Here is a 21,300-nt window from a genome sequence, read left to right as displayed (position 1 = left end):
TGAGCGGCCGATGACCGCGACCACCCGCGAAGGCGGCCCGCGCGCCGACCCCACCGGTGACCGGCGCCCCGGCGACCGGACCGAGGACGACCGGCCGGCCGGCGGGGTCCGCTGGCGGCTGCGCGGCCCGGCCTGGCTCGAGGGGCCGATGACCAGTTCGCACCTGGTCCTCGGCTCGGCCGGCATGCTGCTGGCCATCGGCCTGGTCATGGTGTTCTCCGCCTCCGCGATCGAGGCGGCCACCTCCGGTCAGCCCGCCTGGCTGCCCGGCGTCCGGCAGCTGGTCTTCGCCCTGATCGGCCTGGCCGGGATGCTCGTGGCGATGCGGCTGCCGGTCGGGCGCATCCGGCAGTGGTCCGGCCGCGGCATGCTGCTGGTCTTCTTCCTCCTGCTGATCGTGCTGATCCCCGGCATCGGCCTGGAGCTCAACGGGTCCCGGGCCTGGATCGACCTCAAGGTCACCAACTTCCAGCCCTCGGAGCTGGCCAAGCTGGTCTTCGCGCTCTGGGGCGCGCACGTCATCGCCGTGCGCGAGCGGTACCTGACGACCCGCTCGCTGCTGGTGCCGGTCATCCCGGTCTTCCTCCTCATGTGCCTGCTGCTGCTCGCCGAGCCGGACATGGGCGCCGTGGTCAGCCTGGGCCTGGTCGTCGCCGGGTTGATGTGGGCCGGCGGGCTATCCCGCCGGTACATCGTCGGCTCCGTCGGGGTGGTCGCCGCGCTGGTCGCGGTGATGGTCGCGGTGGCGCCCTACCGGATGGCCCGGGTCACCTCGTTCCTCGACCCCTTCGCCGACCCGCTGGGCAACGGCATGCAGGCGATCCGCGGCTTCTACGCGCTGGCCACCGGCGGGGTGTGGGGCGTCGGGCTGGGCAACAGCGCGATGAAGTGGAACCTGCTGCCGCACGCGGAGTCCGACTACATCTTCGCCATCATCGGGGAGGAGCTGGGCTTCCTCGGCTGCCTGGTGGTGGTCGGCCTCTACGGGCTGCTCGCCTACGCGGGCTTCCGGATCGCCCGTCGCAGCACCGACCGGTTCGTCCAGCTGGCCAGCGTCGCGATCACCTTCTGGCTGATCGGGCAGGCCACGATGAACATGGGCTACGTGGTCGGGCTGCTGCCGGTCACCGGTGTCACGCTCCCGCTCATCTCGGCCGGCGGCACCTCGCTGGTGCTCACCCTCTTCGTCATCGGGCTGCTCGCCCGCTTCGCCCGGTCCGAGCCGGCCGCGATCGCCCACCAGCGCGCCAGCCGCCGCGGCTGGGCGGCCCGGCTGCTGCTCCCGATCCCGGCCGCCCCGGTCGACCCGCCCCCGTCCCGCCGGCGCCGGGCTGCCCGCCGGGGTCCCGGGCCCGAGTCGGTGGCCGACGCCGGTCGGCGGCGCCAGGGCCGCACGGTGACCCGGGTGCCGGGGCTGCGCACGCAGGAGCAGGAGGCCGTGCGGGCCGCCCCCCGGGGGCCGCGCGGCGCTGCCCCGCCGCCGTGGGCCGGCGCCCCGGACGCGCGCCCGAACGTGGTCCAACGGCAGACTGGGCGGGGCCGGCAGCCCGCCGGTGACCGCCCGACCGACCGCGGCCGCACCCCGGCCGTGCCCGCTCCCGTCGACCCCCGCGACCGCCGTGCCGCGGGGGCGGCTCCCGGGGCGCGGGGCCGGTCGGTCCCACGGTCCCGCCCGAGAACGGAACGGCCAGGACGCCCGCAGTGACCCAGCCCCACCCCGCCCCCGGCCCCGCCGGGGTGCCCTCCGGCGTCCACGTGGTGCTCGCCGGAGGCGGCACCGGCGGCCACATCGAGCCGATGCTCGCCCTCGCCGACGCGCTCACCCGGCGCACGTCCGCACCCGGTGGCGCCCCGCGGGTCACCTGCCTGGGCACCGCCCGCGGCATGGAGACCCGGCTGGTCCCGGCCCGCGGCTACGACCTGCGCCTCATCCCGCCGGTGCCGCTGCCCCGCAAGCCGACCGTCGACCTGCTCCGCGTGCCCGGACGGGTGCGCCGCGCCGTGGGGGAGACCCGCGCGCTGCTCACCGACCTCGGCGCCGACGTCGTCGTCGGGTTCGGCGGGTACGTCGCGCTGCCCGCCTACCTGGGCGCCCGGCGGGCGGGCATCCCGGTGGTGGTGCACGAGCAGAACGCGCTGCCCGGCCTGGCCAACCGGGTCGGGGCCCGGCTGGCCGCCCGGGTCGCGGTCACCGTCCCCGGCACGCCGTTGCGCGGTGGGGAGCACGTCGGGATGCCGCTGCGCACCTCGATCAGCGGGCTGGACCGGACGGCGCGGCGCGCCGAGGCGCGGGCCACCTTCGGCCTCGACCCCGACCGCCCCACCCTGCTGGTCTTCGGCGGCTCCCAGGGGGCGGCCTCGCTGAACCGGGCCGCGGTGTCCGCCGCCGACGCGCTCACCGCCGCGGGTGTGCAGGTGCTGCACGCGCGGGGGCCGAAGAACACCGACGTCGCGGTGCCCGCCCGGCCGGCCGGTGCCGCGCCCTACGTCGTCGTCGACTACCTGGACCGGATGGACCTCGCCTACGCTGCGGCCGACCTGGCGCTGTGCCGCTCGGGCGCGGTGACCGTCGCCGAGCTGTCCGCGGTCGGGCTGCCCGCGGCGTTCGTGCCGCTGCCGATCGGCAACGGCGAGCAGCGGCTGAACGCGCTGCCGGTGGTCGAGGCCGGCGGTGGGCTGCTGGTGGCCGACGCGGACCTGACGCCGGAGTGGATCGCCGCGGAGCTGGTGCCGTTGCTCACCGACCCGGCACGGTTGTCCGCGCTGGCCGGGCACGCCGCCGCGGCGGGAGCCCGGGACGCGGACGAGAGACTGGCCGACATGGTGCTGGGAGTGGTGGGAAGTGAGCGCTGCGATGGCGACGGGTGAGCGAGCATCGCGGGGAGCGCCAGCGACCGAGGAGCGGAACGAGCCCGGAGTGGAGCGATGAGCGCAGCGGACGTCGCCGCCTGGCGGGAGCCGATCCCGGCGCTGGACGACCTCGGGGCGGTGCACTTCATCGGCATCGGCGGTGCCGGCATGAGCGGGATCGCCCGGATCATGCTGGCCCGGGGCCTGCGGGTCTCCGGCAGCGACCGCCGCGACTCCCCGGCGCTGCGCGCGCTGGCAGCCCTGGGCGCCCGGGTCGAGGTCGGCCACGACGCGGCCCACCTCGGCGACGCCGCCACGGTCGTCGTCTCCACCGCCATCCGGGCGGAGAACCCCGAGCTGGTCGCCGCCCGCGAGCGGGGCCTGCGGGTCGTGCCCCGCGCGGTGGCGCTGGCCGCGGTGATGGCCGGCCGGCGGAGCGTCGCGGTCGCCGGCACGCACGGCAAGACGTCGACGACGTCGATGCTGACCGTGGCGGTGCAGGCCTGCGGCGTCGACGCGTCCTTCGCCATCGGCGGCACGCTCAACGAGTCCGGCTCCAACGCGCACGCGGGGGAGGGCGACGTGTTCGTCGCCGAGGCCGACGAGAGCGACCGCTCCTTCCTGCTCCTGGCCCCCCGCGCGGCGATCGTGACCAACGTCGAGGCCGACCACCTGGACAACTACGGCGACCTGGCCGCCGTCGAGGCCGCCTTCGACACCTTCGTGCAGACCGTGCCCGCTGACGGGTTCCTGGTGCTCTGCGCCGACGACCCGGGCGCCGCCCGGCTCGCCGGGGTCGGGGCGCCGGCCCGGGTGCGCACCTACGGCCAGGGCGACGACGCGGACCTGCGCCTCGCCGACGTGCGGGTCGGGCCCGACGGCACCCGTTACACCGCCGTCCTGGACGGCCGGGTGCTCGGGGAGGTGCACCTCCAGCTGCCGGGTGAGCACATGGCGCTCAACAGCGCGGCGGCGCTGCTGACCGGGCTGGAGCTGGGCCTCCCCGCCGCCGGGCTGATCGGCGGCCTGGGCCGGTTCGGCGGTGTGCACCGCCGGTTCGAGCTGAAGGGCACCGCAGCCGGCGTGCGGGTCTACGACGACTACGCCCACCACCCCACCGAGGTGGCGGCCCAGCTGCGCGCCGCCCGGGCGGTGACCGGGTCCGGCCGTCTGCTGGTGCTCTTCCAGCCGCACCTGTACAGCCGCACCGCGGAGTTCGCCGTCGGCTTCGGGACGGCGCTGGGGCTGGCCGACGAGGTGGTCGTGATGGACATCTACGGCGCCCGCGAGGACCCGGTGCCCGGGGTGACCGGTGCGCTGGTCGCCCAGGCGGTGCCCCTGCCGGCCGGTCGGGTGGCGTTCGAGCCGTCGTGGTCGGCGGCCGCGCCGGCGATGGCCGCCCGGGCCCGCCCCGGCGACCTGGTGGTCACCATGGGCGCCGGGGACGTCTCCATGGTCGGCCCGGAGATCCTGGCCGCGATCGCCGAGCCGGAGCCGGGGACCGAGGGGATCGCCGCGCCGGTGGCCCCCCGGTGAACCGCACGGGGTCGACCACGCGGGACCGGGCCCGGTCGGTCCGGCGCGGGGCGGCCCCGGGGCGGGGGGCGAGCTCGGTCACGCCGTTGCGTCCCCGGCGCCGGTCGCGCGGGCCGGCCCGGTCCAGGCGCCGCCTGGTGGCCGCCGCAGCCGTGGCCACGGGCCTGGTCGCCGCGGTCGCCTGGCTGCTCCTCGGCTCGCCGGTGCTGGCCGTGCAGGAGGTCCGCGTCGACGGTGCGGTCACCCTCTCGCCCGAGCAGGTCGTCGCCAGTGCCGGGATCGCCGAGGGCACCCCGCTGGTCCGGGTCGACACCGCCGGCGCCGCCGAGCGGGTCGGCCGGCTGCCGCCGGTCGCCTCGGTCGAGGTCACCCGCGGCTGGCCGGACACGGTGGTGGTCACCGTGGTCGAGCGACGCCCGGTCGCGGTCGTCTCCGACGCCGGTCGCCGCCAGCTGATGGACGCCACCGGCGTCGTGTTCGACACCATCACCGGACCGGTGCCCGACGGGGTCGTCCCGCTCGACGTCCGCGATCCGGGCCCGGACGACGCCGCCACCACCGCCGCGCTGGGCGCGCTCACCGCGCTCCCGGATGACGTGCGTGGTCAGGTCACCGCGGTCTCCGCGACCGGTCCGGACGACGTCACCCTCACCCTGACCGACGGGCGGGCGGTGCTGTGGGGCAGCGCCGCCCGGACCGAGCGCAAGGCCGAGGTGCTCGACGCGCTGCTGGAGCAGATCGACGCCGGGAGTCTCGACCCCGCCGACACCCTCGACGTGAGCACGCCCGACGCCGTCGTCCTGCGCTGAGCCGGCGCGTCGCCGTCGGCGGGAGCTGGACGGAACCGGGTCCGGTCGTCCACCTGCGGGCGACGCGCCGCGCGCAGCGACACGCCCGGGCCAGAAAATGTCCAGGGGGGTTCCCGGACGTGGCGCACCGATGGGCGACCGGGTCGTCTGCACCTGGACATGAGACGTGCTGGGCGCGGGTCGTCACAGCGAGTGAGGCAAATGTGACCGACGGGTCGACCGAGGTTCGTGAGGTGGTGCCCGTGGGACACGCCGAGCCCGGAGGGGTGCTTGCTGGGGCACTGGGGGGCACCTAACTTCGTCCCCAACGCCCGAGTTGACATAACTATAAGGCTCTACATGAGGATGAGGGTTCAGTTGGGGAGCGCGGCATGACACCTCCGCACAACTACCTCGCGGTCATCAAGGTCGTCGGCATCGGCGGCGGCGGGGTGAACGCGGTCAACAGGATGATCGAGGTCGGCCTCAAGGGGGTCGAGTTCATCGCCATCAACACCGATGCGCAGGCGCTGCTGATGAGCGACGCCGACGTCAAGCTCGACGTCGGCCGCGAGCTCACCCGCGGGCTCGGCGCAGGCGCCCAGCCCGACGTCGGCCGGCAGGCCGCCGAGGACCACCGCGAGGAGATCGAAGAGGTGCTCAAGGGCGCCGACATGGTCTTCGTGACGGCAGGCGAGGGTGGTGGCACGGGCACCGGGGGCGCCCCGGTGGTCGCCTCGATCGCCCGCAAGCTCGGTGCCCTGACCATCGGTGTGGTCACCCGTCCGTTCTCCTTCGAGGGGAAGCGGCGCGCGGTCCAGGCCGAGTCGGGGATCGAGGAGCTGCGCAACGAGTGCGACACGCTCATCGTCATCCCGAACGACCGGCTGCTGCAGCTGGGCGACCGGAACGTCAGCGTGATGGACGCCTTCCGCACCGCCGACCAGGTGCTGCTGTCCGGTGTGCAGGGGATCACCGACCTGATCACCACGCCCGGCCTGATCAACCTGGACTTCGCCGACGTCAAGTCGGTCATGTCCGGAGCAGGCTCGGCGCTGATGGGCATCGGCAGCGCACGGGGCGACAACCGCGCTCTGCTCGCCGCCGAGCAGGCGATCGCCAGCCCGCTGCTGGAGGCCTCGATGGAGGGCGCCCACGGTGTCCTGCTGTCGATCTCCGGTGGGTCGGACCTGGGCCTGTTCGAGATCAACGAGGCGGCGTCGCTGGTCAGTGACGCCGCGCACCCGGACGCCAACATCATCTTCGGGGCGGTCATCGACGACGCCCTCGGCGACGAGGTCCGGGTCACCGTGATCGCGGCGGGCTTCGACGGGGGCAAGCCGGGCAACCGCAAGGACGTCCCAGCGGCCACCGCCGCCCCGGCGTCCTCCCGGCCGGCCGTACCGGCGCAGACCGGCGAACGTGCGGCCGGGCAGGTCTCCACGCCCCCGGCGCAGGCGGTCCCCGTCCCCCCGGCCCAGGCCACCCCTGCGCCGTCGGCCGCCGCGCCCCGGCCCGGCCAGCCGGGCGCCGCCCCGGCCGGTGGCGGGATCACCGTCCCGCCGCTGCCGCCGATGCAGGGCTCGACGGGCGGCAAGAGCCGTCCGCTGGCCACGGACGACTTCGAGGAGGAGCTCGACATCCCCGAGTTCCTCCGCAGCCAGTGAACGGACCCCCCTGCCCCCCGGGCCTCGCAGGCTCGCCCCGGGTCCCTGCAGGGGGCCGCTCCAGCACGTCACCACGCTCGTGGCGGGCCCCTGCACGCGGGCCGTTCCAGCCCGCTGCGGAGGCTCGCCCCGGGTCCCTGCAGTGAGGCCGTTCCATTGAGTCACGAGCCGGCCGCCCGGCCGGCGGTGCGCACCCGACGGGTGGTCACCGACCGGCGGGGCGGCCGTTCCGCGTCGCCCTGGGACTCCTTCAACCTCGGCAGCCACGTCGGTGACGACCCGGCCGACGTCGCGGCCAACCGGCAGCGGCTGGCCGACGGCATCGGGGTGCCCGGGAGGCAGCTGGTCTGGATGACCCAGGTGCACGGCACCGGGGTCGCGATCGTCGAGGACGCCGAGGAGAACCCGGTGGCCGACGTCGACGCGCTCGTCACCGCCACGCCGGGGCTGGTGCTGTGCGTCCTCGTCGCCGACTGCGTTCCGGTGCTGCTGGCCGACCCGGTCGCCGGGGTGGTCGCCGCGGTGCACGCCGGGCGCGAGGGGGTCCGGCGGGGTGTGGTGCCGGCGGCGCTGGCGGCGATGACCCGCCTCGGTGCCCACGCGGCCGACGTCGAGGCGCTCCTCGGTCCGGCCGTCTGCGGGGCGGACTACGAGGTGCCGGCGGCGATGCAGGCCGAGGTGGCCCGGGTCGCACCGGCCAGTGCGGTGCGCACCCGCGCCGGCACCCCCGGGCTGGACCTGCGGGCCGGCATCGCCGGGGTGCTGCGTGACGCGGGCGTCGGCCAGGTCGTCCACGACCCCCGGTGCACGGTGGAGGACCGCGCCCTCTTCTCCCACCGCCGCGAGGGCGTCACCGGTCGGCAGGCGGGCCTGGTCTGGCTGGACCCGTCGCTGGGGCAGGGGTGACCGACGCGGACCGGCTGAGCGACAACCTCGGCGCGGTCCGGCGGCGGATCGACGGCGCCGCCCGGGCCGCCGGGCGCGACCCGGCCGAGGTCCGGCTGCTCGCGGTGAGCAAGACCTGGCCGGCCGAGGACGTCCGGGCACTCGCGGCCCTGGGGCAGCGCGACTTCGCCGAGAACCGGGTGCAGGAGCTGCTCAGCAAGGCCGGTGGGCTCGCTGACGACCCGGCGGTCCCGGCGCTGCGGTGGCACCTGGTCGGGCAGCTGCAGCGGAACAAGGCGGCGGCGGCGGCCCGGCTGGGGGCGACGGTCCACTCGGTCGACCGGGCGTCGCTGGTCGATGCGCTGGCGCGGGCCGCCGAGCGGTCCGACCGGGTGCTCGACGTGCTGGTGCAGGTCGACCTGGGCGGCCCTGCGGGGGAGCTCGGCGCCCGCGGCGGGGCTGCCGTCCCCGAGGTGCCCGGGCTCGCCGACGCGGTCGCCGCCGAGCCCGCGCTGCGCCTGCGCGGGCTCATGGCGGTGGCCCCGCGGGGAGTCGATCCGGCCCCGGCGTTCGCCCGACTGGCCGAGCTCGCCGTCCGCGTGCGGCACGACCATCCTGGTGCCACGGAGCTCTCGGCGGGCATGAGCCAGGACCTGGAGGCGGCTGTGGCAGCTGGGGCCACCGTGGTGCGTGTCGGTACCGCGTTGTTCGGTGCTCGCCCCCTAGCCTCCGATCGGAGTGGTGCCGAGGGACCCGTGCGATCTCCCGAGTCACACCAGCCCCAGCCGCACCACCGCACCACCTGACGACATCACCACCTGAAGACATCACCACCCGAAGACATCACCGCACCAGCGCGCGAGTCGCCCAGCGCACGAGACCAGAGGGAGACGCCGGATGGCCGGAGCCATGAGGAGGATGGGGGTCTACCTCGGCCTCGTCGAGGACGACGACACCCGTGGCGGTTACGACCGCTATGCCGCCCGGCAGTCGGACTACGACCGCGACGAGCGGCGCTACGACCGCTACGGCGCCCGCGATGAGGTCGGCTACGACGCCGAGGCCCGGTTCGCCGACGACGCCTACCCCGCCGGGGACTACGGTTACGAGCCGGAGTACGCCGACGACTACACAGCCGAGGAGCCGTTCGAGCCGGCGGCCGAGGCCGCTCCCGAGCCCGCGGTCTCGCTGGGGCGTCGCCCGGCCGCCCGGCCGCTGAACCTCGCCGGGTCCTCCGGTTCCACGAGCGCCTCCTCGCGACTGGTCGGTGGCGCCGGCCTCACCTCGGCCGGCGCCTCGCTGGCCTCGGCCGGGTCCGGGCGCGGCGGCGGCATCTCGGCCGGCGGCGGGGCCGCGGGCTCTGCCGGGCTGGCCATGCGCGAGCCGGCGGCCGCCCCGGTGCTGGCACCCGCGCCCGAGCCTGCCCCGAAGCCGGACTCCTACCGGATCACCACCGTGCACCCGGCCTCCTATAACGAGGCGCGGACGATCGGTGAGCGGTTCCGCGACGGCATGCCGGTGATCATGAACCTCACCGACATGGAGCACGCCGACGCGAAGCGACTGGTGGACTTCGCCATCGGCCTGACGTTCGGGCTGCACGGTAGTATCGAGCGCGTCACGGCCAAGGTGTTCCTGCTCAGTCCGCAGGACGTCGACGTGACCGCGGAGGACAAGGCCCGGATCCGTGAGGGCGGGTTCTTCAACCAGTCCTGACCAGTCCACCCCGTGACCTCGCGGCCACGTGGTGACCCGAACGAGCGAGGACCGTGTCACTTCTCCTGCAGATCGTCTCGTCGATCCTGCTCGTCTTCCTGATCCTGCTGTTCGCCCGGTTCGTCGTGGACTGGGTGATGGTGCTGTCGCGCAGCTGGCGCCCGCAGGGTGCGGTGGCGGCCGGGCTCGAGGTCGTCTACGCCGCCACCGACCCGCCGCTGAAGGCGGTGCGCAAGGTGATCCCGCCGCTGAACCTGGGGTCCATCCGGCTGGACCTCGGGTTTATGGTGCTGCTGATCGCGGTGATCGTGCTGCGCAGCGTGATCCAGAGCCTGGCCTACTCCGCCGCATGACCCGATCCACCGAGCCGGGGAGGGGCGCGGGCCGCAGGCGGTCCGCCGCCGGTTCGCACCCGTCCTCGTTCCGCCCGTCCGACCTGAGGTGAGCCGTATGCCACTGACTCCCGCCGACGTGCACAACGTCGTCTTCAAGAAGCCGCCGATCGGCAAGCGTGGCTACGACGAGGACGAGGTCGACGCCTTCCTCGACGTCGTCGAGGCCGAGCTGGCCCGCCTGATCGAGGAGAACAACGACCTCCGCGCCTCGGGTGGGTCGTCGGCCCGGTCGGAGGAGCGCGTCGAGTCCGCACCGATGACCGTCACCGCGCCGCCGCCCCCGCCGCAGGCGACCCCGCAGTCGCGGGAGGACGAGGCGATGCGGGCGTCCCGGATGCTCGCGCTGGCCACCGAGACGGCCGAACGACACGTCAACGAGGCCAAGGCGCAGGCCGACCAGATGGTCAGCAGCGCCAAGAGCACCAGCGACCGCATGCTGACCGAGGCCCGCACCAAGAGCGAGCAGATGGTCGGCGAGGCCAAGCAGCGCGCCGATGCCATGCTCGGCGACGCCCGCACCCGGGCCGACACGATGGAGCGCGAGGCCCGCGCCAAGGCCACGGCCCTCCAGCAGGACGCGGAGCGCAAGCACGTCGAGGCGATGGGCTCGCTGGAGGAGAAGCGCGCGAGCCTGGAGCGCAAGGTCGACGAGCTGCGCACCTTCGAGCGCGAGTACCGCACCCGGCTGCGTTCCTATCTGGAGTCGCACCTGCGCGACCTGGACAGCCGCGGCTCGGCCGAGCCGTCGTCCAACAGCCGGCAGAACCAGCACGTCAGCGCCTGAAGAAGGACCACCCTTCCCCCCACGCTTCGCACGCTCGGCGCGGGCCCCTGGAGGGTGGCCGACAGAGCCCCTCCGGACTCCGGTCCGGAGGGGCTCTGTCGTCGTCGGGGTCGTGTCGTCCCGTCGTGGGCCCGCGGCGGCCGGTGCCGGATAGCATCCGGACGTGGTCCTCATCGCGGCGCTGCTGGTCCTGATCGCCGTCGGTCTGCTCGTCACCGGGGTCGTGCAGGGCGAGCCGGTGCTGCAGTGGAGCTCCTTCGCGGTGAGCGCCCTGGCCACCGTGCTGATCGGGATCGGGGCGTTGCGCCGCCGTACCGGCACCGCGGCGGACGACGCCGACGAGCCGGCCGACCGTGGCCCGGCCGGCGCTGCCGGCCCTCCGCCGGACGCCGGACAGCCCGCCACGCTCCCGCCCCGGCTGGGCAGCTCGCTGGCCGGCAGCTCCTTGGCCGGCCTGGCCAGGCCTGGGGACGACGAGGGCGTGCGGCGCGTGTCCCCGCCACCGGTACCGCCCAGCTCCCCGATGCTGCCCCGGGCCGGCGGACCGCCGAGCGAGGGGAACGGCGGACGGCCTCCCGCCGCCGAGCCGGCCGCGGCGGGGGGCGAACCGCCCCCGGAGGACGTCGAGTTCTCCGACCTGCTGCTGATCATGGACCTGACCGACGAGGTGCTCGTCGTCGACGAGCGCCCGCGCTACCACGTGGCGGGCTGCCCCCGGCTGGCCGGCGTGGCGACGATCCCGATCCCGATGCTGCAGGCACGGACCGACGGGTTCACCCCGTGCGGAGTCTGCACGCCGGACCGGGCGATGGCCCAACGGGAGCGGGCCCGCCGGGGCTAGGAGCCCCGGCGGTCAGGCCCCGTCCCGAAGCTCGTGCCGAGCGTGCGAGGCACGAGGAGGACGGGGCCTCTCCTTCAGGCCTTGGCGATCCAGAACCGCGAGCCGGCCGGGCCCTCGAGGCCCGGGCCGGTGCCGGGGACCTGCGGGTGCACCGCGGTGGCCAGCACCTCGCCGGCCCAGGTGCCACCGGACTCGGCCAGCGCCTCGGCCAGGCCGTCCTCGCCGGTCCACCAGACCTCGATCCGGTCGCTGACGGCCAGGCCGCTGGACTTGCGGGCCTCCTGCACCAGCCGGACCACCTCGCGGACCAGCCCGGCCCGCTCCAGCTCGGGGGTCAGCGTGAGGTCGAGGGCGACGGTGAGCCCGCCGGCCGCCGCGACCGTCCACCCCTCCCGCGGGGTCTCGGTGACCACCAGGTCGCCGTCCTCGAGGGCCACCTCGGCGCCGTCGACCGGGACGGTGGCGGTGCCGGCGCGGTAGGCGGCGACGAGATGGGCGGCGTCGGCCGCGGCGACCGCCTGCGCCACCGCCTGCACCTGCTTGCCCAGCCGGCGTCCGACGGCGCGGAAGTCGACCTTCACCGAGACGTCGACCAGCTCGCTGCCGACGGCGCCGGAGAGCTCCACGACGTCGACGACGTTGAGCTCCTCGGCCACCTCGGCCACGAGGTCCGGCGGCAGCTGCGACCAGCCGGGCGCGGAGACGAGCGCCCGCGCCAGCGGCTGGCGGGTGCGGACCTTCGACGACGTCCGCGCCGACCGGCCGAGCTCGACCAGCCGACGCACCAGGGCCACCTGCTCGACGAGGGCGTCGTCACGCGCATCGGCGTCGACCGCCGGCCAGGAGGCCAGGTGCACCGAGTCCGGCGCGGCGTCCTGCCCCGGGCCGTCGACCCGGCCGGGCAGGACGGCGCTGCGCCACACCCGCTCGGTGATGAACGGGGTGAAGGGCGCCATCAGCCGGGTCAGCCCGTCGAGCACCTCGTGCAGCGTGCCCAGCGCGGCCGGGTCGCCGTCCCAGAACCGCCGGCGGCTGCGCCGCACGTACCAGTTGGACAGGTCGTCGACGAACTCGGCGATCAGCCGGCCGGCGGTCTGGGTGTCGAACTGCTCCAGGGCGTCGGTCACGCCGGCGGTCACCGAGGCCAGCTCGGCGAGCGCCCAGCGGTCCAGCAGCGGCCGCTCCGCCCGCGGGGGAGCGGGGCTGGCGGCCGGGTCCCAGCCGTTGGTCTCGGCGTAGAGGGTGAAGAAGCTCGCGGTGTTCCAGTACGTGAGCAGGACCTTGCGGACCACCTCGGACAGCGTCTCGTGGCCGACCCGGCGGGCCGACCACGGGGAGCCGCCGGCGAGCATGAACCAGCGGACGGCGTCCGCGCCGTGCCGGTCCATCAGCGGCATCGGCTCGAGGATGTTGCCCAGGTGCTTGCTCATCTTCCGGCCGTCCTCGGCCAGGATGTGGCCCAGGCACAGCACGTTCTCGTACGAGCTCTGCTCGAACACCAGCGTGCCCACGGCCATCAGCGTGTAGAACCAGCCGCGGGTCTGGTCGATCGCCTCGGCGATGAACTGCGCCGGGTAGGCCGCCTCGAACTCCGCCTGGTTGCGGTGCGGGGCGCCCCACTGGGCGAACGGCATGGAGCCGGAGTCGTACCAGGCGTCGATCACCTGGCGGACCCGCCGGTAGGTGCCCTCTTCGCCGGGCACGGTGAACGTCACCTCGTCGATGAACGGCCGGTGCGGGTCCAGGTCCGAGAGGTCCCGGCCGGTGAGCTCGGAGAGCTCGGCCAGCGAGCCGACGGCGATCATCCGGGTGGGGTCGGCGTCGTTGCGCCAGATCGGCAGGGGAGTGCCCCAGTACCGGTCGCGCGACAGCGCCCAGTCGACGTTGTTGCGCAGCCAGTCGCCGTACCGGCCCCACTGGATGTTCTCCGGGTGCCAGTTGGTCCGCTCGTTCTGCGCCAGCAGCTGGTCCTTGACCTGGCTGGTGCGGATGTACCAGGACGGCTGCGCGTAGTACATCAGCGGCGTGTGGCAACGCCAGCAGTGCGGATAGCTGTGCTCGTAGCGCAGCTCCCGGAACAGCACCCCGCGGTCGCTGAGGTCCTGCACGAGCGTCGGGTCGGCGGCCTTGAAGAAGCGCCCGCCGACCAGCGGCACCTCGGCCGTGAAGTGGCCCGTCGGGTCGATGGGGTTGACGACCGGCAGGCCGTACCCGCGGCACACCGCGAAGTCCTCGGCGCCGAAGGCGGGGGACTGGTGCACCAGCCCGGTGCCGTCGTCGACGGTGACGTAGTCGGCGAGCACGACGTAGTGGGTGTCGACGCCGTCCGGGAAGTCGACCAGCTCGAACGGACGCTGGTAGTGCACCCGCTCCCAGTCGCGCCCGGTGGTGCGCGCCAGCACCTCGGCGTCCTCCCCGAGGACCGCGGTGAGCAGCGGCTCGGCGACGACGAACGTGCCGGCGTCCGTGCGTGCCACCACGTAGGTGACGTCGGGGTGCACGGCGACCGCGGTGTTGGACGGCAGCGTCCACGGGGTCGTCGTCCAGACCAGCAGGTCGGCCCGGCCGGCCCATTCGCCGTCGGTGACCGGCAGCCGCACGTAGACCGACGGGTCGACCAGCGTCTCGTAGCCCTGGGCCACCTCGTGGTCGCTCAACCCGGTGCCGCAGCGCGGGCAGTACGGGGCCACGCGGTGGTCCTCCACCAGCAGGCCCTTGCCGAAGACCTGCTTGAGCGACCACCAGACGCTCTCGATGTAGCTGGCGTCCATCGTCCGGTAGGCGGTCGACATGTCGACCCAGTAGCCCATCCGGTTGGTCAGCTCGACGAATGCGTCGACGTGCCGCTCGACGGACTCCCGGCACTTCGCGTTGAACTCGGCGATGCCGAACCGCTCGATGTCGGGCTTGCCGGCGAAGCCCAGCTCCTGCTCGACGGCGATCTCCACCGGCAGGCCGTGGCAGTCCCAGCCGGCGCGCCGGGGCACCGAGTAGCCCTGCATCGTCTTGAACCGGGGGAAGACGTCCTTGAACGCTCGCGCCTCGATGTGGTGCGTGCCCGGCCGGCCGTTCGCCGTCGGCGGCCCCTCGTAGAAGACCCAGGACGGCGAGCCCGCCCTGTTCTCCATCGACCGGGCGAAGACCTTGTCGGCCTCCCACTGCTCGAGGACCTCGTGCTCGAGGGCCGGCAGGTCGACCTGCGGGGGAAGGGCCCGGTAGGGCCCGGAAGGCGCACTCACGGCACCAGTGTCTCAGCTCCGGGACCCGCTCCTGCGACAGCGGCTGCACGGGCCGGTGCCCGCGGTACGGAACACTCACCCCGTGGGGGCGCACCGATGAACACGACAGTCACGGTCGCCCTGGCCGTCGGCGCCCTGGTGGTGCTGGTCGCGGCCGTCGCCCTGCGCCTGGCCGACCGCGTCGGCCTGCCCTCGCTGCTGCTCTACCTCGCGCTGGGTGTGGCGCTGGGCGAGAGCGGGGTGGGGATCCAGTTCGACGACGTCGAGCTGACCCAGACCCTCGGAGTCGCCGCCCTCGTGGTGATCCTCGCCGAGGGTGGGCTGACCACCCGGTGGAGCGACGTCCGGCGGGCGATCGGCCCCGGGCTCACCCTCGCCACCGTGGGCGTGGCGGTCAGCGTGTCGCTGACCGCGGCGATCGCGGTCTGGCTGCTCGGTTACGGATGGGGCTTCGCGCTGCTGCTGGCCGCGGTCATCGGCTCCACCGACGCCGCGGCGGTGTTCGCCACGCTGCGGCGGCTGCCGCTGCCCCGCCGGCTGGCCGCCTCGCTGGAGGCCGAGAGCGGCCTCAACGACGCCCCGGTCATCCTGCTGGTGCTCGCGCTGTCCGAGGGGCTCACCGGCGGGCCGGTGCGCGCCTGGTACCTGGTGCTGGCCGAGGTGGTCGGGCAGCTCATCGGTGGCGCCGCGATCGGGCTGGCCATCGGCTTCGGCGGGGCCTGGCTGCTCAAGCGGGTGGCGCTGCCACTGGCCGGCTTCTACCCGCTGGCCACCCTCGCGCTGTGCGTGCTGGCCTACTCAGCGGCGACGCTGGCCCTGACCTCGGGCATCGTCGCGGTCTACCTCTGCGGGCTGGTGCTGGGCAACTCCGCGCTGCCGCACCGGGCGGCGAGCCTGGGCTTCGCCGAGGGCATGGCCTCCCTGGCCCAGATCGGGCTGTTCGTGCTGCTGGGCCTGCTGGTCTCCCCGGCCCGGCTGCCCGAGGCGCTGCTCCCCGCGCTGCTGGTGGGCGGCGTGCTGTTGCTGGTGGCCCGGCCGGTGTCGGTGCTGCTGAGCCTGAGCTGGTTCCGGATGCCGCTGCGGCAGCAGGCGTTCATCTCCTGGGCCGGGCTGCGCGGCGCCGTCCCGATCGTCCTGGCCACCTTCCCGGTCGCCGCCGGCGTGCCCCGGGCGGCGGGCCTGTTCGACACCGTGTTCGTGCTCGTCGTCGTCTTCACCGTGATCCAGGGCTGGGGGCTGCCCACCGTGGCCCGGCTGCTGCGCATCTCCGCACCCGTGACCCCGCGGGACGTCGACGTCGAGTCCGCGCCGCTGGAGGAGTTCGACGCCGAGCTGATGCAGCTGCGGGTCTCGGACACCTCCCGGCTGCACGGCGTGTACCTCCCCGAGCTCAGGCTGCCCGAGGACGCCGCCGTGGTGCTCGTCGTCCGCGAGGGCCGGCCGTTCGTGCCCGACCGGTCGACCCGGCTGATGCACGGGGACCAGGCGCTGCTGGTCTCCGCCCGCGGCTCCCGCCAGGAGGCCGAGCGCCGGCTGCGCGCGGTCAGCCGCGCCGGGCGGCTCGCCACCTGGCGCGGCGAGAGCGGGCAGCCGAGCGAAGCCGATTAGACCGCGACCCTCCGGGCCGCCACCGCGGTCAGGAGCCGTGGCCGTCTCCTGCTGAGCCGCTGCGAGTCCTCGGGTCGGGAGCCTCCGGCCCCGCGACGGGAGGACTCAGCGGCCCTCTGGGTCGCACGTGCCCGCGTCAGCGCGCCTTCGAGCACCCCGGTCGGGGACCCTCCGGGCCCCGCGACCGGTGAGCTCAGCCCTGCAGTTCGAGGGTCCTGGTCGTGTCCGCGCGGACCTCGGCCAGCAGCTCCGGCTCGTCGGACAGCTTCCGCCCGTAGGAGGGGATCGCCTCCTGCAGCAGCGGTCGCCAGCCGTCGATCCGGTCGGGGAAGCAGCGCTCCAACAGGGTGAGCATCGCCGAGGTCGCGGTCGAGGCGCCGGGGGAGGCGCCCAGCAGGCCGGCGATCGAGCCGTCCGCGCCGACGATGAGCTCGGTGCCGAACTGCAGCACGCCGCGGCCGGCCTCGTCCTGCTTGATGACCTGCACCCGCTGGCCGGCGGTGATGAGCTCCCAGTCACCCTGCTCGGCGGTCGGCACGAACTCCTCCAGCGCGCGGAAGCGCGCCTTCTCCGACTGCAGCACCTGGCCGATGAGGTAGCGGGTCAGCGGGATGTTGGCCCAGCCGGCGCCCAGCATCGAGCCCAGGTTGCCGGCCCGCACCGAGCGCGGCAGGTCCCACATCGAACCGGCCTTGAGGAACTTGGGCGAGAAGCCGGCGTAGGGGCCGAACAGCAGCGCCTGCTCCCCGTCGATGAGCCGCAGGTCCAGGTGCGGCACCGACATCGGCGGGGCGCCGACCTTCGCCTGCCCGTAGACCTTCGCCTGGTGCTGGGCGACCAGCTCGGGGTTGCGGGTGCGCAGGAACTGGCCGCTCACCGGGAAACCGCCGAAGCCGCGGATCTCCGGGATGCCGGCGCTCTGCAGGAGCGGCAAGGCGCCACCACCCGCGCCGACGAACAGGAAACGGCTGCGCACGGTGCGCTTGCGGCCGGTGGACAGGTCCTTGACCGTGGTGGCCCACCGACCGGCCGAGTCGCGCCGCACGCGCTGCACCCGGTGCTGCAGGTGCAGTTGCACGCCGCGGGACACGCCGGACTCGATCAGCAGCCGGGTCAGCGCCCCGAAGTTGACGTCGGTGCCGGCCAGCGAACGGGTCGCGGCGACGACCTCGCCGGGGGAGCGCTGCTTCATCATCAGCGGCACCCAGGAGTCCAGTTCGGCCGGGTCGTCGGAGAACTCCAGGCCGGCGAACAGCGGCTGCGGCGCCAGCGCCTCGTAGCGGTTGCGCATGTACCGGTGGCCGTCGGTGCCCGTGACGAAGCTGATGTGCGGCACCGAGGTGATGAAGGTCTTCGGCGAGTCGGTCAGCCCGGTGCGCACCAGGTGCGACCAGAACTGCCGGGACACCTGGAACTGCTCGTTGATGCCGACGGCCTTGGCCGGGTCGACCGTGCCGTCGGGGCGGGCCGGGGTGTAGTTGAGCTCGCACAGCGCCGAGTGCCCGGTGCCGGCGTTGTTCCACGGACCCGAGCTCTCCCCGGCCACCTCGCTGCCGGCCTCGAAGACCTCGATGGTCCAGTCGGGGGCGACGATGCCCAGCAGTGCGGCGAGCGTGGCGCTCATGATGCCGCCGCCGACGAGGACGACGTCGGGGTTCGCGGAACCGTCCGTGCTCAAGGTGTTCTCCCGTGCAGTGCAGATGGGTGCGTCTGTGCCCATCGTCGTCCGCCGTCCCCGGGTCGACGTCCCGCGGGGGGTGTCCACCCCGAACTGAGGGTGAGAGATGAGTCACAGAGCGGGTCGGGGCGCCTTCTGCCGCCCCGGTCGCCCCCCGAGCCTGGCAGACGGCGCCGCCTCGCCGTCGGGCGGCGGGACGCCGCTATCGTCGTCCGGGACGTGGCCGCCCGGGCCGCGACCGGGAGGACGGCGACGGTGTCCGAGCAGCCCGAGCAGCCCGAGCGGCCGACGGCCGACCCCGTCCCGGCCGCGGACCCGTCCGCGCCGGCTCCTGGGGACGCCGGGCCCCGGCGGTCCCGCGCCCGCCTGCTGGCGCTCGTGGCGGCGGGCGTGTTCGTCCTCGACCTGGCGACGAAGCTGCTGGTGGTCGCGACCCTGTCCGACCGGGAGCCGCTGCGGCTGCTCGGCGGGGCGCTCTACCTCACCGAGGCCCGCAACACGGGGGCGGCGTTCTCCTTCGCCGAGGGCGCCACGATCGTGTTCACGCTGATCGCCGTGGCGGTCGTGGTCGTCATCGTGCGCGTCGCGCGGCGGCTCCACTCGACCGCGTGGGCGGTCGCGCTCGCGCTGGTGCTCGGCGGTGCGCTGGGCAACCTCGTCGACCGGGTGTTCCGCGACCCGGGCTTCCTCCGCGGCGGCGTCGTCGACTTCATCTCGCTGTTCGACCCCTACGGCGACGTGTGGCCGATCTTCAACGTCGCCGACTCCGCGATCGTCTGCGGCGGCGTGCTCGGTGCGGTGCTGGCCTTCCGCGGCGTGGAGTTCGACGGCACCCGGGGACCGGACCGCGCCGAGAGCTGAGCGTGGCCCCGTCCAGAGGCTCGCCGCGAGCGTGCGAGCGGTGAGGAGGACGGGGTCCTTCTGCACAATGGACGCCGTGACGAGCAGCCCCTCCCCGGCGCCCCGGGGCGAGACCCGCGCCCTGCCGGTGCCCGACGGGCTGGAGGGGCAGCGCGTCGACCAGGCCCTGACGCGGCTGTTCGGGGTGTCCCGCGCCGTCGCCGCCGACCTCGCCGACGGCGGATCCGTCCTGGTCGACGGGCGGGCCCGCGGCAAGGGCGACCGGCTGGTCGCGGGCAGCTGGCTGGAGGTCGAGCTGCCCCCGCCGCCGGGTGAGCCGGTGGCGCCGCGGCCGGTCGCCGGGCTGACCGTCGTGCACGACGACGAGGACGTCGTGGTGGTCGACAAGCCGGTCGGGGTGGCCGCGCACGGCAGCCCCGGCTGGGACGGCCCGACCGTGACCGGCGGGCTGGCCGCGGCTGGCTACCGGATCAGCACCAGCGGCGCGGCCGAGCGGCAGGGGATCGTCCACCGGCTGGACGCCGCGACCACCGGGCTGATGGTGGTGGCCAAGAGCGAGCGGGCCTACACGCTGCTCAAGGCCGCGTTCAAGGAGCGGACCGTCGACAAGGGCTACACCGCCCTGGTGCAGGGCCACCCCGATCCGTCCAAGGGCACCATCGATGCCCCGATCGACCGGCACCCCAAGCACGACTGGCGTTTCGCCGTCGTCACCGGGGGGCGCCCGTCGGTCACCCACTACGAGGTGGCGGAGGCGTTCCCCGCCGCCAGCCTCGTCGACATCCACCTGGAGACCGGGCGCACCCACCAGATCCGGGTGCACTTCTCCGCGCTGCGCCACCCCTGTGTCGGGGACATGACCTACGGCGCGGACCCGACGCTCGCCGCCCGGCTGGGGGTCTCCCGGCAGTGGCTGCACGCTCGGCGCCTCGGCTTCGCCCACCCCGCCGACGGCCGATGGGTCGAGTTCACCAGCGACTACCCGGCCGACCTCGCCGGCGCCCTGGCGGTGCTGCGTGCCGAGAACTGAGCTGCCCCGCTCGTGACGACGGTGCCCGACCTCCCCGACGCCTTCGCCGACCTGGGGCCGGCGCAGCTGGCGTCGGCGATGATCGCCGTCTACCTGGTGGTGGGGGAGCCGTTCGTCGGCTGGGTGCTGCACCGGCGGTTCGAGAGCCGGTTGCGCACCGACCCGGCCGCCCGCCGTTCCTTCTACCGGCGGCTGCTGGTGCTGGAGTGGGGGCTCGCGCTCGTCGCCCTGGTCGTGTGGCTGGCCGCCCCCGGCGTCGGCGCCGCCGCGGTGGGCCTGGTGTGGCCGCAACGCTGGCCGGGCCCGGTCTCCTGGATCGCGGTCCTGGCCCTCGCCGCGCTGGTCGTGGTGTCGGTCCGGGCGCTGCGCGCCGGTGCGCTGGTCGGGCCGCCGCCGGACGTGGTCCGACCGCACGTCCCCGGCAGCCCCCGGCACGCCGAGCCGACCGGGCAGCCGACGGGGCAGGCGACGGTCGCCCTGCTGCCGCGCAGCCGGTCCGAGCGGCGGCTGTTCGCCCTGGTCGGCGTCACCGCCGGGGTCTGCGAGGAGTGGCTGTACCGGGGCTTCTTCCTGGCCGTGGTCGCCGCCGCGCTGCCCGGGCTGCCGTTCGCCCTGCTCGTGCTGGTCGCGGCCGTCGCCTTCGGCCTGGCGCACGCCTACCAGGGGGTCTCGGGCGTGGTCACCACCGGCGTGCTCGGCGGGGTGCTGGCCGCGGTCTACCTGGAGACCGGGTCCCTGCTGCTCCCGGTGCTGCTGCACGCCCTGATCGACCTGCGGTTCCTGCTCGTGCCGGCGTCCGCGCTGCCGCCGGGCCCGGCGGTGGCGGCCCGGTGAGCGCGCCCACGGCGTCGCTGGCCACCGCGGCCGACCTCGCCGAGGTCGGCGCGCTGCGGCACCGGGTCTTCGTCCGCGAGCAGGGGGTGCCGGCCGAGCTCGAGCGCGACGCCGCCGACGCCACCGCGGTGCACGGGCTCAGCCGGGATCACACCGGCCGGGTCGTCGCCACCGGCAGGCTGCTGCCCGACGCCGCGGGCCCCGGGCGGGCGGTGATCGGCCGGATGGCCACCGACTCCGGGGCGCGCGGCCGCGGGCACGGGGCCGCGGTGCTCGCCGTGCTGCACCGGGCGGCGGCCGAGCTCGGCCAGCGGGCGGTCGAGCTGCACGCCCAGGTCAGCGCCCGCGGGTTCTACGAGCGGGCCGGCTACCTCGCCGTCGGCGAGGAGTACGAGGAGGCCGGGATCAGGCACGTCACCATGCGGCTGTCGCTCACCCCGGGCCAGCTGTGACGGAGCGGTCCTCGTCACCGAAACAAGTTCCTGTCGGTGCTCGCTGGTAGACCTCCGCGATGCGAGGATCGGAGTCGCCGGACGCCGTTCCCGTGCACCTCGACACGCCAGCACCACAGCACCGCCCGGAACGGCC

18 protein-coding genes are annotated in these 21,300 nt (G+C 74.9%); 16 read left to right on the top strand and 2 right to left on the bottom strand.

Features of this window, described 5'->3' with window-relative positions:
* Positions 1 to 10 precede the first annotated feature (10 nt).
* The 11 genes from ftsW to ACI783_RS01495 all read left to right on the top strand — a co-directional run bounded on the left by ftsW (position 11) and on the right by ACI783_RS01495 (position 11,462).
* Positions 11 to 1,705 (top strand): putative lipid II flippase FtsW, encoded by a 1,695-nt coding sequence (gene ftsW / locus ACI783_RS01545; RefSeq protein ID WP_457138811.1) that lies wholly within the window; start codon positions 11 to 13, stop codon positions 1,703 to 1,705.
* On the top strand, positions 1,702 to 2,868 hold the full coding sequence (murG, locus tag ACI783_RS01540; protein WP_457138810.1) for an undecaprenyldiphospho-muramoylpentapeptide beta-N-acetylglucosaminyltransferase: 1,167 nt from the start codon (positions 1,702 to 1,704) through the stop codon (positions 2,866 to 2,868). The genes ftsW and murG overlap by 4 nt, the downstream gene beginning before the upstream one ends.
* A gap of 57 nt (positions 2,869 to 2,925) precedes the next feature.
* Entirely contained in the window at positions 2,926 to 4,386 is a 1,461-nt protein-coding gene (gene murC, locus ACI783_RS01535) for a UDP-N-acetylmuramate--L-alanine ligase (RefSeq protein WP_457138809.1), read from the top strand.
* A 137-nt stretch (positions 4,387 to 4,523) separates the two neighbouring features.
* Positions 4,524 to 5,195, top strand: a complete 672-nt coding sequence (locus ACI783_RS01530) for a cell division protein FtsQ/DivIB (protein WP_457138808.1) — start codon at positions 4,524 to 4,526, stop codon at positions 5,193 to 5,195.
* 371 nt (positions 5,196 to 5,566) lie between these two features.
* Entirely contained in the window at positions 5,567 to 6,841 is a 1,275-nt protein-coding gene (ftsZ, locus tag ACI783_RS01525) for a cell division protein FtsZ (protein ID WP_457138807.1), read from the top strand.
* A gap of 156 nt (positions 6,842 to 6,997) precedes the next feature.
* The gene (gene pgeF / locus ACI783_RS01520; protein WP_457138806.1) at positions 6,998 to 7,747 is read left to right on the top strand and encodes a peptidoglycan editing factor PgeF; all 750 of its coding nucleotides are present in this window, start codon (positions 6,998 to 7,000) and stop codon (positions 7,745 to 7,747) included.
* A complete protein-coding gene (locus ACI783_RS01515; RefSeq protein ID WP_457138805.1) occupies positions 7,744 to 8,532 on the top strand; it encodes a YggS family pyridoxal phosphate-dependent enzyme in 789 nt (262 codons plus the stop codon). Before pgeF ends, ACI783_RS01515 begins: the two co-directional genes overlap by 4 nt.
* A 91-nt stretch (positions 8,533 to 8,623) precedes the next feature.
* Positions 8,624 to 9,442, top strand: a complete 819-nt coding sequence (locus ACI783_RS01510) for a cell division protein SepF (RefSeq protein ID WP_457138804.1) — start codon at positions 8,624 to 8,626, stop codon at positions 9,440 to 9,442.
* Between the two features lie 53 nt (positions 9,443 to 9,495).
* Positions 9,496 to 9,795, top strand: coding sequence for a YggT family protein (locus ACI783_RS01505; RefSeq protein WP_457138803.1), 300 nt, complete (start codon positions 9,496 to 9,498; stop codon positions 9,793 to 9,795).
* A 97-nt stretch (positions 9,796 to 9,892) separates the two neighbouring features.
* Positions 9,893 to 10,621 (top strand): DivIVA-like cell division protein Wag31, encoded by a 729-nt coding sequence (gene wag31, locus ACI783_RS01500; RefSeq protein WP_457138802.1) that lies wholly within the window; start codon positions 9,893 to 9,895, stop codon positions 10,619 to 10,621.
* Positions 10,622 to 10,784: 163 nt separating this feature from the next.
* Positions 10,785 to 11,462 (top strand): hypothetical protein, encoded by a 678-nt coding sequence (locus tag ACI783_RS01495; protein ID WP_457138801.1) that lies wholly within the window; start codon positions 10,785 to 10,787, stop codon positions 11,460 to 11,462.
* A 74-nt stretch (positions 11,463 to 11,536) separates the two neighbouring features.
* Here the strand turns inward: ACI783_RS01495 and ileS are convergent, their stop codons facing one another.
* The gene (ileS, locus tag ACI783_RS01490; protein WP_457138800.1) at positions 11,537 to 14,701 is read right to left on the bottom strand and encodes an isoleucine--tRNA ligase; all 3,165 of its coding nucleotides are present in this window, start codon (positions 14,699 to 14,701) and stop codon (positions 11,537 to 11,539) included.
* A gap of 96 nt (positions 14,702 to 14,797) precedes the next feature.
* Here ileS and ACI783_RS01485 point away from each other — a divergent pair, with 96 nt between their 5' ends.
* Positions 14,798 to 16,309, top strand: coding sequence for a potassium/proton antiporter (locus ACI783_RS01485; RefSeq protein ID WP_457138799.1), 1,512 nt, complete (start codon positions 14,798 to 14,800; stop codon positions 16,307 to 16,309).
* 193 nt (positions 16,310 to 16,502) lie between these two features.
* Here the strand turns inward: ACI783_RS01485 and ACI783_RS01480 are convergent, their stop codons facing one another.
* The gene (locus ACI783_RS01480) at positions 16,503 to 17,987 is read right to left on the bottom strand and encodes a malate:quinone oxidoreductase (protein ID WP_457138798.1); all 1,485 of its coding nucleotides are present in this window, start codon (positions 17,985 to 17,987) and stop codon (positions 16,503 to 16,505) included.
* Between the two features lie 255 nt (positions 17,988 to 18,242).
* Here ACI783_RS01480 and lspA point away from each other — a divergent pair, with 255 nt between their 5' ends.
* The 4 genes from lspA (at position 18,243) to ACI783_RS01460 (ending at position 21,164) form a co-directional block, all read left to right on the top strand.
* Positions 18,243 to 18,848, top strand: a complete 606-nt coding sequence (gene lspA, locus ACI783_RS01475; RefSeq protein WP_457138797.1) for a signal peptidase II — start codon at positions 18,243 to 18,245, stop codon at positions 18,846 to 18,848.
* Between the two features lie 67 nt (positions 18,849 to 18,915).
* The gene (locus ACI783_RS01470) at positions 18,916 to 19,878 is read left to right on the top strand and encodes an RluA family pseudouridine synthase (protein WP_457138796.1); all 963 of its coding nucleotides are present in this window, start codon (positions 18,916 to 18,918) and stop codon (positions 19,876 to 19,878) included.
* Positions 19,879 to 19,890: 12 nt separating this feature from the next.
* Complete coding sequence (locus ACI783_RS01465; RefSeq protein WP_457138795.1) at positions 19,891 to 20,712, top strand: CPBP family intramembrane glutamic endopeptidase; 822 nt, start codon at positions 19,891 to 19,893, stop codon at positions 20,710 to 20,712.
* Complete coding sequence (locus ACI783_RS01460) at positions 20,709 to 21,164, top strand: GNAT family N-acetyltransferase (RefSeq protein WP_457138794.1); 456 nt, start codon at positions 20,709 to 20,711, stop codon at positions 21,162 to 21,164. Before ACI783_RS01465 ends, ACI783_RS01460 begins: the two co-directional genes overlap by 4 nt.
* The last annotated feature ends 136 nt before the right edge of the window (positions 21,165 to 21,300 follow it).

This window comes from Modestobacter sp. SYSU DS0511 (genome assembly GCF_054050755.1).
The sequence above is the reverse complement of the archived record's forward strand: the minus strand, read 5'-3'. Positions and strand labels throughout refer to the sequence as shown.

Coding starts and splice junctions, on each gene's coding strand:
- ftsW (WP_457138811.1), top strand. CDS start 11: ATGACCGCGACCACCCGCGAAGGCGGCCCGCGCGCCGACCCCACCGGT.
- murC (WP_457138809.1), top strand. CDS start 2,926: ATGAGCGCAGCGGACGTCGCCGCCTGGCGGGAGCCGATCCCGGCGCTG.
- ftsZ (WP_457138807.1), top strand. CDS start 5,567: ATGACACCTCCGCACAACTACCTCGCGGTCATCAAGGTCGTCGGCATC.
- ACI783_RS01510 (WP_457138804.1), top strand. CDS start 8,624: ATGGCCGGAGCCATGAGGAGGATGGGGGTCTACCTCGGCCTCGTCGAG.
- wag31 (WP_457138802.1), top strand. CDS start 9,893: ATGCCACTGACTCCCGCCGACGTGCACAACGTCGTCTTCAAGAAGCCG.
- ACI783_RS01485 (WP_457138799.1), top strand. CDS start 14,798: ATGAACACGACAGTCACGGTCGCCCTGGCCGTCGGCGCCCTGGTGGTG.
- ACI783_RS01470 (WP_457138796.1), top strand. CDS start 18,916: ATGGACGCCGTGACGAGCAGCCCCTCCCCGGCGCCCCGGGGCGAGACC.